Below are 11,488 nucleotides of genomic sequence, written 5' to 3' on the forward strand. Positions count from 1 at the left end.
AATCTAAAATCCCAAATCGAGTTACCGATTCACCGCCGCAGCTTCCCTTGCTGCTGTTGCTTGATCTGGGTGGATACCCAAGCGGGTGAGATTAATCCGACCTTTGTTATCAATTTCGCGCACTTTGATAATCACTTCGTCGCCCACCGCGACTTCATCCTCAACTTTGCCAACGCGGTAGTCAGCTAGTTGTGAGATGTGGATCATCCCTTCTTTTCCAGGCAGAAATTCCACAAATGCACCTATCGGTATAATCCGAGTGATGCGTCCTGCGTAGACATCCCCTTCATGCAACTTGCGGGTCATACCCTGGATGATGTTTCTGGCTCTCTTGGCCTTGCTCTCATCCACAGCCGAAATTGTCACGGTGCCATCATCTTCGATGTCAATTTTTGCACCAGTTTCTTCTGTAATCCCCTTAATGGTCTTGCCTCCAGGCCCAATTACCAGACCAATCATGTCTGAATCAATCTTGATTGTTAACAGACGTGGGGCATAAGGTGAGGTTTCAGTCCGTGGCGTGTCAATGCAGGCGAGCATTTTCTCCAGAATGTGCAACCGGGCTGCTTTAGCTTGGTGAACGGCTTGAGAAATAACCTCCAACGACAAACCGGAGATTTTCATATCCATTTGCAGGGCGGTAATCCCGGTATCCGTCCCGGCAACTTTGAAGTCCATATCGCCCAAAAAGTCTTCAATGCCCTGAATATCAGTGAGGATTCGCACTTCGTCCCCATCCTTAATCAGACCCATTGCTGCACCACTAACGGGTTTGAGAATTGGTACACCAGCATCCATCAGAGCTAGGGTGGAACCACAGACTGAACCCATTGAAGTGGAACCGTTTGAGGAAAGTACTTCCGATACGATGCGAATCACGTAGGGAAATTGTTCTTTTGACGGTAGCACAGGTAGTAGCGCTCGTTCTGCTAATGCGCCGTGACCAATTTCACGCCTTCCTGGGGCCCGCATTGGCTTGGTTTCTCCGACTGAGAACGGCGGGAAGTTGTAATGATGCAGATAACGCTTGTGCTGATCTAGCTGCATGTCATCGTTAAGGTTTTGAGCATCCCCAGGTGTACCCAGAGTACAAGCGGATAATACCTGAGTTAGTTCCCGGTTAAATAAACCGCTACCGTGGACTCGCTTTGGTAAAACATCAACTAGACAAGAAACGGGACGCACTTGATCGAGTTTACGACCATCAACGCGGACGTTATCTTCAATAATTTGTCGCCGCATGAAGTATTTGGTAATATCTTTAAAAGTGTTACCAAGTGCCTTCTTATTTGCAGTTGCGGCAACTCGAATTGGGTCTTCTTCTGGCAGTTCGCTAATCGTCGCGGCAATTTCATCCTTGACGACATCTAAAGCTGCATCGCGTTCGGGTTTGGTGAAACTAAATTGAGCGAGGATTTTCTTAATCTGACCGTTGGCGCGATCGCGGATATAATTTTCTAGCGTCTGGTCTACTTCTGGTGGTGCTTCTTGCACTATTACCAAACCCAGTTCTGCAATTAAATCTTGCTGCGCTTTGATTAAGTCCCGTACTGCTTCATAACCAAAGTCAATTGCCTCGAGAATATCTCGCTCTGGCAACTGATTGGCTCCCGCTTCCACCATGATTACGCCATGTGGTGAACCTGCTACTATTAGATCCAAATCTCCAGCTTCAGTTTCTGCATAAGTGGGGTTAATAATGAAATCATCTCCCACTAAACCAACTCGCACTGCTGCCATTGGCCCATTAAAAGGAATTTGGGCAATTAGGGTAGCAATTGAAGCGCCTGTAACTGCTAACACATCGGGTGGAACTAACTCGTCCATCGACAGCGTTAAGGCAATAATTTGCAGGTCATCCCGTAGCCATGAAGGGAACAGGGGACGCATGGGACGGTCTATTAGACGGCTGGTGAGAATTGTTTTTTCTGGTGGACGACCTTCTCGGCGCATGATCCCTCCGGGAATCCTACCAGCAGCATATAGCCTTTCTTCATAATCTACTGTAAGGGGAAGAAAATCAATGCCTTCTCTGGCTTGCGATCGCGTAGCCGTGACTAAAACGGATGTGTCCCCTGATTCTATCAAAACCGACCCACCTGCCTGGGGAGCTAGTAAGCCTACTTTCAGCCGAATATCCCTTCCATCGAAGGATATTGACTTATCAACTTCTGCCATTCAGTTTTTTTTCCTTCTCTTTCGCTATTCTCTTTCTGTGGCAATCCTAACATTTATGCACTATGACTGACTTCTAGTACATACAAAGATAGATAAGTAGTTCAACCTAAAGCCCGATACATCATCAGCGCGTTTACCATTTGTTCATCCTCTAGCTTCGCCGCACGCGGAATGCGCCCAATGATCTCAAATCCTAACGACTGCCAAAGTGTAATTGAAGGTATATTAGTTTCAAAGACCAAATTGAACATTACTGCTTCGTAGCCCAGGTTTGCTGCTATCAAGAGCATCGCTTCTCCCATGAACCGCCCGATTCCCTGACCACGTAACCCAGGTTGTACAATAAAACCAGCGTTGCAAATATGGCAACACCGACCGGGGAAGTTTGGTTTTAAATAAAACGCCCCTAATATTTCTTTTGGTTTGTGTGTAGCATCTTGAACAGATGTCCTGACAACAAAGGCATCCTTACTCAACCAGTAAGCTAAAAATTCTGCCTGAGATAAAGGTTCCTTTTGTGGATAAGTTTTACCTTCAACAATTACAACATTGAGTAATGCTCTTACAACCTCCTGTTCTTGAGGATGCATATAATCTAGTTCAACTATTATCCCGTCTTTTAAAACTTTAACTATGGGAAAAATCACTATTAATAATCTTGATATTAAATAAATTAATTATATGTATTTTTTAGTTAGATCATCTTCTTGAGAAGATACAAAAAGCAAATATTGCGGTTTTCATTCTTGAAATTTGGGAAATCTGAGTAATTAACAAATGGCGATTTTACACTGTAATTGGTTACTAAAAAATCAAAATGGTTGTTTATTTATTTGGGGAGAAACTTGGCGATCGCCACGAGTGAATTTCGAGCCTAATGGATCTGGAGAGATACCACTAAATCCATTAGCAATGACATCAGTTGAGTTGAATGAGTGGTTGCGATCGCAGAACATGGCGATTACCAACTTCATCCAGAAACCTCAAGTTGCGAATGCTACTACTGGACGAACACGTAAAGCCGCCAGTACGACTGAGATAAAATTACCAACGCATTCGCAAATCATTGCGCTACCAACTCATATCTCTGAAAACAGTGTAGAAGGAACATCTGCAATTTTCCCCGTACATTCTGCCAGCTTGGGACTAGACACAGACTCCCCGCAATATTTGCAACCGTGGCGAGTTGAGGGTTTTTGTCTTAACCCCAGCGAAGCAGTAAAATTTCTCGCTGCTATTCCCCTAAATGCTGCAAAAGGTGAAGATGCCTTTTTAGGAGGAGACTTACGTTTTTGGTCGCAAGTTTCCCGATGGGGTTTAGATTTAATCTCGCGGTGTAAGTTTTTACCAAGAATTGACCGACAATCAGATGGTGCGTTTGCTGCTAAATGGCAAGTACTTCTAGACAGTGCTGTAGATGGAACTCGCCTAGAAAAATTTTCTGCGGATATGCCGTTGGTTTGTCGGACTTATCAAGAGGGAGTGGGGGGAGACAAGGGGACAAGGGGACAAGGGGACAAGGAAAATAACTATGTCCAGTGCCCAATGTATATAGACTTTCCAGCCGAACCTCAAGAATTACTTTTGGGATTTCTCAACAGTACAATAGATGCCCAAGTGCGAGAAATGGTGGGTTCTCAACTTCCAATTGAAGCTAAAGCGAGCGCATCTTTACCATCTGCGGTACGGCAGTGGTTGCAAGCTTTAACTAATGCATCTCATACAGTTAATGCAGATGCAATTGAAGTGGAACGACTGGAAGCGGCATTAAACGCTTGGACTATGCCGCTACAATACCAATTAACTCTTAAAACTCTATTTCGTACTTGTTTTCAATTGCGTTCTCCAGAGTCTGACGAAACAGATTGGACATTGGCGTATTATTTGCAAGCGGCTGATGATCCTGAGTTTTTGGTGGATGCGGCAACTATTTGGAACAATCCAGTTGAACGATTAGTTTATGAAAATCGGACAATTGAGCAACCACAGGAAACATTTTTGCGAGGATTGGGGGTAGCTTCCAGATTATATCCAACAATAGTAGCCAGTTTTGAAACCGAATATCCTCAATCTTCTCGGATCACCCCCATGCAAGCTTATGAGTTTATCAAAGCTGTAGCTTGGAGGTTGGAAGACAGTGGTTTAGGAGTAATTTTGCCTCCCAGTTTAGCGAACCGCGAAGGATGGGCGAACCGTTTGGGTTTGAAAATTACTGCCGAAACCCCAAAGAAAAAGCAGGGACGTTTAGGATTGCAAAGTCTACTAAATTTCCAATGGCAATTGGCAATTGGAGGACAAACTATTTCCAAAGCTGAGTTTGATAAACTTGTGGCTTTAAATAGTCCACTAGTAGAAATTAACGGCGAGTGGGTTGAATTGCGGCCTCAAGACATTAAGACAGCCCAAACATTTTTTACCACTCGCAAAGACCAAATGGCGCTTTCCTTGGAAGATGCCTTGCGTTTCAGTACAGGGGATACCCAGGTAATTGAAAAATTACCAGTGGTTAGCTTTGAGGCATCTGGGGCGTTGCAAGAGTTAATTGGGGCGCTAAACAATAATCAAGCGATCGCACCTTTAGCTACTCCAACGGGCTTTAAAGGGCAGTTGCGGCCTTATCAAGAACGTGGTGCTGCTTGGCTGTCATTCTTAGAACGTTGGGGCTTAGGCGCGTGTCTCGCCGACGATATGGGACTCGGTAAATGCGTAGCGAATGATACTTTAGTCAATGTAAATGGACTGTTACGCACAGCCGAGACAATCTGGACAACTCACGCTGGAGAAACAGAGTTTGACGGTGAAGGATTTTGGGCTAACCCCACAGAGCAATTACTAGTTAATTCCATAAATGAAAAAACTGGCAAAATCGTCCAAGCTAATGTTAAACGGTTGTATCGGCAGCAAGTCAGCGAAAAATTACGAAAAGTCACGCTAGAAGACGGTAGCAATATCACAATCACTCATCGTCATAAGTTGCTCACAAGTAAAGGTTGGACAAATAACTTACAGGTGGGTGATTACGTTTGTGTCCCAGGTAAAACGCTCTGGAATGGAAAATCACAAGACCCTGATTTAGTCAAGTTTCTTGCTTGCCAGATTGCTGAAGGGCATGAACTACCCAATATTGGAAGAGTGACAATATCCCAAAAAGATCCCAGAGTATTAAAAGATTTACTCCAGATTTGCCAACGTATTAAAGAGCGCTATAACCTCAAAATTAACAGCCCTAATATCTCTACCTTCCCTAACAGAGTTTCTGCTCTTCGAGTTAACAGCCAACCCTATCGGGAATTCTTAGAAGCTAAAGGTTATGTTTGGGGTAAACTATCGGCAGAAAAATCTATTCCGCCCTTCATTATGCAGGCAGACTTGGATAGTGTGCGGATATTTTTACAAAACTATTTTGATGCTGAATCTGCTGTTGTTTTGAGTATGGGGAGTATTGAAATTGCTACAGCCTCAGCTTTACTGATTCAGCAACTTTCTGAACTGTTGCGGCGCTTCGGTATTTGGTTGCGAATATCGCCCAAACTGAAGTGTGCCACTAATGGAACTCGTACTTTACGCACTTACTATATTGGTATAATTGGAGGGAATTCTGCCCGCAGATTTATCCAAGAAATTGGTTTTAATAACTCAGAAAAACAGAGCAAATTAGAACAAATTTGTCAACTAGTCAGCAACACAAATATTGAAGGAATTCCTGCTTCTGATATGGTTGCCCAAACAGTCAGGGGCACAGGGCTACCATTGCGGCATTTTGGGATTCACAACACTGTTTACATTAATGGTTCACAGCAATTTTCTAGAGATAGTTTACAACGAGTAATAGCTGGGATGAACCGCATTATCAGTGGAGAAGCCCAAGAACAGTATCAGTTACTAAAACCTTCTAAGTGGACAACTCAAACCCTGACAGCATATAGCAACTTAGATGTAGAACAGTTGAGCTTAACAAGACAGTCTTTGCAATGTCTTCTCGACCAAGAGGTATTTTATTGCCGGATAGAATCAATAGAAGAGATAGATTATGATGGATGGGTTTATGACTTTGAAGTTAGCGAACATCATAATTTTGTCGCTAACAATATTATTTGTCATAACACTGTCCAATTCATCGCTTTTCTACTACATCTCAAAGAACAGGATGCGCTAGAAAATCCAACACTGCTAGTTTGTCCAACTTCTGTTTTAGGCAACTGGGAAAGGGAAGTAAATAAATTTGCACCAAGTCTGAAAATTTTGCAATATCACGGTGACAAACGTCCAAAAGGAAAAGCATTTTTAGAAGCAGTGAAAAAGCACGATTTAATCGTTACCAGCTACTCACTACTTCATCGAGATATCAAGTCATTGCAAAGTGTCTCTTGGCAGATAATTGTTTTAGATGAAGCCCAGAATGTGAAAAACCCAGATGCGAAGCAGTCAAAAGCAGTGCGGGAATTAGAAGCGACATTTCGCATTGCATTAACGGGGACACCAGTAGAAAATAGACTGCAAGAACTATGGTCTATTTTAGATTTTCTCAATCCTGGGTATTTAGGCAATAAACAATTTTTCCAGCGTCGGTTTGCCATGCCAATTGAAAAGTATGGTGATACCGCTTCTTTGACTCAATTACGTTCATTAGTACAACCATTTATACTGCGGCGATTGAAAAGCGATCGCGACATTATTCAAGACTTACCAGATAAGCAAGAAATGACCGTATTTTGCGGTCTGACTGGTGAACAAGCCGCACTTTATCAACAAGTTGTAGAACAATCTTTAGTAGAAATAGAATCTGCTGAAGGATTGCAACGTCGAGGGATGATTTTGGCATTACTAATCAAACTCAAGCAAATCTGCAATCACCCTGCCCAATACTTGAAGCAGGCGACATTAGAGCAACATAATTCAGCCAAACTTCTGCGGCTAGAAGAAATGTTAGAAGAAGTTTTAGCAGAAGGGGATAGAGCTTTAATTTTCACACAATTTGCTGAGTGGGGTAAGTTACTTAAACCCTATTTAGAAAAACAGCTTGGGCGAGAAATATTCTTTTTATATGGTAGCACCAGCAAAAAACAACGTGAGGAAATGATCGACCGTTTTCAACATGATCCTCAAGGGCCACCGATTATGATTCTTTCTCTGAAAGCGGGTGGAGTAGGACTCAATTTAACACGAGCAAATCATGTATTCCATTTTGATCGATGGTGGAATCCAGCCGTGGAAAATCAAGCCACAGATAGAGTATTTCGGATTGGACAAACCCGGAATGTGCAAGTGCATAAATTTGTTTGCACTGGCACTTTAGAAGAAAAAATTCATGACATGATCGAAAGTAAGAAACAACTAGCTGAACAAGTTGTGGGCGCTGGTGAAGAGTGGTTGACAGAACTGGATACAGACCAACTTCGTAACTTACTAATACTTGATCGGAGTGCAGTAATTGACGATGATGCAGAATAATTTCGTAGTAAGGACTTTAGTCCTTGATTTGAGCGCTAAAGCGCTCACTACGAACCCACCAAAATTAGCACAGCACATTACTAAGCTTTTGAATTAATCATGACTAGTTACACATTACAAGCAAGTCGAGAATGGTGGTCACAACAATGGCTAGATTTACTAGATTCCTATCGCTTTAAAAAGCGTTTAGAACGCGCAAGAAATTATGCTCGTCAAGGAAATGTTCTCAGCATTGAATTTAAAGGTGCAAAAGTATTGGCTAGGGTGCAAGGTAGTGAAGTAGAACCCTATAAAGTTTCCCTTTCCCTTGAACCTTTTAGCGATGAACAATGGGGTTATGTAATTGAAACCATGTCCCAAAGAGCAATTTTTGCTGCAAAATTACTAGCAGGTGAAATGCCACAAAATATAGAAGAAGTGTTTACGGCTAATGGTCTTTCGATATTTCCTTTTACCCTTGGTGATGTTCAGAGTAAATGTTCTTGTCCTGATAAAGCAAATCCCTGTAAACACATTGGTGCCTTGTACTATCAGTTAGGTGATCGCTTCAGTGAAGACCCCTTTGTACTATTTCAATTGCGCGGACGCACCAAAGAGCAAATTATCAGCGATTTACGTCAATTACGTAGTGCTAAAATTCAACCCTATACCATAGAAACGCCCAATATTCAAGAGTCAATTCCTAATAACAAATACTCAGTAAAAATTGATTCTTTTTGGCAATACAATGAGCCACTGGAGTCATCATTAGTAGTTATTGCGCCGTCTACTAATGAGATGGTATTAGATGTATTAGGAGCAATCCCCCTAGCGAAGGAAGAGGAAAATGCAGTAAATTCAACTTCCAGTGATGTGGTAATGAAGTATTTGAATACAGTTTACAGAGATGTGAGCCAGAAGGCATTTTTAACAGCAATGAATGTGGGAGCAAGTTGATACTAATTCGTAATTCGTAATTCGTAATTCGTAATTCGTAATTCGTAATTATGAATTATATTGACTAGATAGTTCACCTTTTCCGCCTTTTCTCACCCATTCGCGCACTGCCTGACGAATTGCCCGTCTGCCATTTGCCCGATTTTGCTCAATGAGTTTTGGCAGATATCGAATTGCTAAAGTAGGAAACACTAAACTGTTCTCTGACTCGACATATTCCCCATTTTGCAGGAGATAAATCTTGAGTTCACCGGAGTCATAACACCAGAGTTCTGGTACTCCCAGGCGGGCATAAATGGGAAAACGATTTAAAGATTTATTGGTAATATCAATTTCCAGTGCCAAATCAGGCGGTGGGTCTTGTTTCAAATCCAGATCCAATCTACCCCGAATCGCAGCTTCATTCTGGAAATAAAAGCAGTTATCTGACTCTACCCCTGCCATTCGGCTTTCTCGCTTCCAAGTAGTCGAACCATAACTTTCATAGTCTAAATCCAGCACATCAGCAATTTCTTTGACTAAATCGCTAATTACCTCTTTGTAATGTTCGTGTTCTGGTAAAGGTGTCATAATTTCCAAAGTGGTGCGATCGTAAGCTAGTCTTGCTGCCCGATGCTCTCCCAAGTCTTTTAGAAGATTTTCAAACTGTTGCCAGCTAATGTCATAAAGCATTACTCGGTCTGCTCGATTCTTGGCGACTGTCATTGTTACCACCTCCAGAATGTTTTATTGTCCAAACTCAAGCCTAGCCTGTTCTACCAAATCTGCTGTCACAATCTCTTGTCCTGCTTCACGAGCCAGTTGTTCAATTCTGGCTTTAGCTTGAGAGCGGACAAAAAAGGGAATATTTTGTAACTTTTCTTTAGCTTCAGATGTCCATCGCAAAGCATCAATAAAATTGGAATCGCTCATAGTATTAATTACCTTGGTAAGTCACTCACTTTAATCAAGAGATGACTAATTTTCCTATAAAAAAAGCCCTTGCTTTTATGCAAGAGCCTCTAAATTATTTAATTGTCAGTGATGAAATAAACTTTACAACCTAATCTAGGTCGTCCATGAACATCACTGGCTCAGTATCACGGTTAATTCCTTTCTCAAAACCACCAGCCGCAGCCCGTGCGCGACCAGCGTGCCACAAGTGACCAACTAAGAAGAAGAATCCTAGTACGAAGTGAGAAGTCGCCAACCAAGCGCGAGGAGATACGTAGTTGAAGGAGTTAATTTCAGTAGCCACACCACCCACGGAGTTCAAAGAACCCAGAGGAGCGTGGGTCATGTATTCAGCAGCGCGACGAGCTTGCCAAGGCTGAATATCGTTCTTGATTTTTTCCAAATCAAGACCATTGGGACCACGTAGAGGCTCCAACCAAGGGCCACGGAAATCCCAGAAGCGCATGGTTTCACCACCGAAGATGATTTCACCAGTTGGAGAGCGCATCAGGTATTTACCTAGACCTGTGGGACCTTGGGCAGAACCGACGTTAGCACCCAAGCGTTGGTCACGAATCAAGAAGGTCAAAGCTTGAGCTTGAGAAGCTTCTGGGCCGGTAGGGCCGTAGAATTCGCTGGGGTAAACAGTGTTGTTAAACCAAACAAAGATTGAGGCAATGAAGCCCATCAACGACAGAGCGCCCAAGCTGTAGGAGAGGTAAGCCTCACCAGACCAAATGGATGCACGACGTGACCAAGCAAAAGGCTTGGTAAGAATGTGGAAAATACCGCCAGCAATACAGATAAAGGCAACCCAGATGTGACCACCGACCACATCTTCCAAGTTATCGACGCTGACAATCCAGCCTTCGCCACCGAAGGGAGACTTGAGTACATAGCCGAAGATAACTGCTGGGTTCAATGTCGGATTGGTAATAATCCGAACGTCACCACCGCCTGGCGCCCAGGTGTCATACAAACCACCAAAGAACATTGCCTTTAGTACCAACAGCAGCGCACCGCATCCCAAAATAATCAGGTGGAATCCGATGATGTTAGTCATCTTGTTCTTGTCTTTCCAGTCGTAACCAAAGAAAGAAGAGTATTCTTCTAAGGTTTCTGGGCCACGAACGGCATGATAGATACCGCCAAAGCCAAGGACAGCTGAGGAAATTAAGTGGAGTACACCGACAACAAAGTAGGGGAAGGTGTCGATAACTTCACCGCCAGCACCAACACCCCAGCCCTGACTGGCGAGGTGAGGTAACAGGATCAAGCCCTGCTCGTACATGGGCTTTTCAGGAATGAAGTGAGCGACTTCAAACAAGGTCATCGCTCCAGCCCAGAATACAATCAAACCAGAGTGGGCAACGTGAGCACCCAGTAGTTTGCCAGATAGATTGATTAAACGCGCGTTACCAGACCACCAGGCAAAGCCAGTAGATTCTTGGTCGCGTCCAGTGCCGCCTAATATATTTGGTCTATTAGAGAGCGTTACCACGTGGTAATACCTCCTCAGGGAATACAAATTGTTCGTGGGGTTGATCTTGAGGAGCCATCCAAGCGCGGATACCCTCGTTCAGCAAAATGTTTTTGGTATAGAAGGTTTCAAACTCAGGGTCTTCTGCCGCCCGCAATTCTTGGGAGACGAAATCATAAGCCCGCAGGTTGAGTGCCAAACCGACGATGCCGACGGCGCTCATCCACAAGCCAGTGACTGGCACGAACAACATGAAGAAGTGCAACCAGCGTTTGTTAGAGAAAGCAATACCGAAAATCTGTGACCAGAAACGGTTTGCCGTCACCATTGAGTAGGTTTCTTCAGACTGGGTTGGATTGAAGGCGCGGAAGGTATTAGCACCATCTCCGTCTTCAAACAAGGTATTTTCTACTGTAGCTCCGTGAATGGCGCACAGTAGCGCACCACCCAATACACCCGCAACACCCATCATGTGGAAGGGGTTGAGTGTCCAGTTATGGAACCCTTGCA

Annotated in this window: 8 protein-coding genes; 2 read left to right on the forward strand and 6 right to left on the reverse strand. The window is 43.5% G+C overall.

Annotation, left to right across the window (positions count from 1 at the left end):
- Positions 1-21 precede the first annotated feature (21 nt).
- Positions 22-2,178 (reverse strand): polyribonucleotide nucleotidyltransferase, encoded by a 2,157-nt coding sequence (locus tag VE944_RS07230; protein ID WP_324974406.1) that lies wholly within the window; start codon positions 2,176-2,178, stop codon positions 22-24.
- Between the two features lie 101 nt (positions 2,179-2,279).
- On the reverse strand, positions 2,280-2,768 hold the full coding sequence (locus VE944_RS07235) for a GNAT family N-acetyltransferase (protein ID WP_414690109.1): 489 nt from the start codon (positions 2,766-2,768) through the stop codon (positions 2,280-2,282).
- 187 nt (positions 2,769-2,955) lie between these two features.
- On the opposite strand from VE944_RS07235, the gene VE944_RS07240 reads away from it, so the two are divergent.
- Both VE944_RS07240 and VE944_RS07245 read left to right on the forward strand, forming a co-directional pair.
- A complete protein-coding gene (locus VE944_RS07240) occupies positions 2,956-7,629 on the forward strand; it encodes an SNF2-related protein (RefSeq protein WP_324974412.1) in 4,674 nt (1,557 codons plus the stop codon).
- A 99-nt stretch (positions 7,630-7,728) separates the two neighbouring features.
- Positions 7,729-8,565, forward strand: coding sequence for an SWIM zinc finger family protein (locus VE944_RS07245; RefSeq protein ID WP_324974414.1), 837 nt, complete (start codon positions 7,729-7,731; stop codon positions 8,563-8,565).
- Positions 8,566-8,613: 48 nt separating this feature from the next.
- Here the strand turns inward: VE944_RS07245 and VE944_RS07250 are convergent, their stop codons facing one another.
- The 4 genes from VE944_RS07250 to VE944_RS07265 all read right to left on the reverse strand — a co-directional run.
- The gene (locus VE944_RS07250; RefSeq protein ID WP_324974417.1) at positions 8,614-9,270 is read right to left on the reverse strand and encodes a Uma2 family endonuclease; all 657 of its coding nucleotides are present in this window, start codon (positions 9,268-9,270) and stop codon (positions 8,614-8,616) included.
- 21 nt (positions 9,271-9,291) lie between these two features.
- Positions 9,292-9,477, reverse strand: coding sequence for a PCP reductase family protein (locus VE944_RS07255; protein ID WP_190731868.1), 186 nt, complete (start codon positions 9,475-9,477; stop codon positions 9,292-9,294).
- Between the two features lie 130 nt (positions 9,478-9,607).
- A complete protein-coding gene (gene psbC, locus VE944_RS07260; protein ID WP_324974423.1) occupies positions 9,608-10,999 on the reverse strand; it encodes a photosystem II reaction center protein CP43 in 1,392 nt (463 codons plus the stop codon).
- Positions 10,983-11,488, reverse strand: a 506-nt coding sequence (locus VE944_RS07265; RefSeq protein ID WP_475483619.1) for a photosynthetic reaction center family protein, incomplete at its 5' end; no start/stop codon positions are given. The genes psbC and VE944_RS07265, both read right to left, overlap by 17 nt.

The organism is Nostoc sp., from assembly GCF_035638895.1.
Classification (GTDB): Bacteria; Cyanobacteriota; Cyanobacteriia; order Cyanobacteriales; family Nostocaceae; genus Nostoc.

Coding starts and splice junctions, on each gene's coding strand:
- VE944_RS07235 (WP_414690109.1), bottom strand. CDS start 2,768: ATGCATCCTCAAGAACAGGAGGTTGTAAGAGCATTACTCAATGTTGTA.
- VE944_RS07245 (WP_324974414.1), top strand. CDS start 7,729: ATGACTAGTTACACATTACAAGCAAGTCGAGAATGGTGGTCACAACAA.
- VE944_RS07250 (WP_324974417.1), bottom strand. CDS start 9,270: ATGACAGTCGCCAAGAATCGAGCAGACCGAGTAATGCTTTATGACATT.
- VE944_RS07255 (WP_190731868.1), bottom strand. CDS start 9,477: ATGAGCGATTCCAATTTTATTGATGCTTTGCGATGGACATCTGAAGCT.
- VE944_RS07240 (WP_324974412.1), top strand. CDS start 2,956: ATGGCGATTTTACACTGTAATTGGTTACTAAAAAATCAAAATGGTTGT.
- VE944_RS07230 (WP_324974406.1), bottom strand. CDS start 2,178: ATGGCAGAAGTTGATAAGTCAATATCCTTCGATGGAAGGGATATTCGG.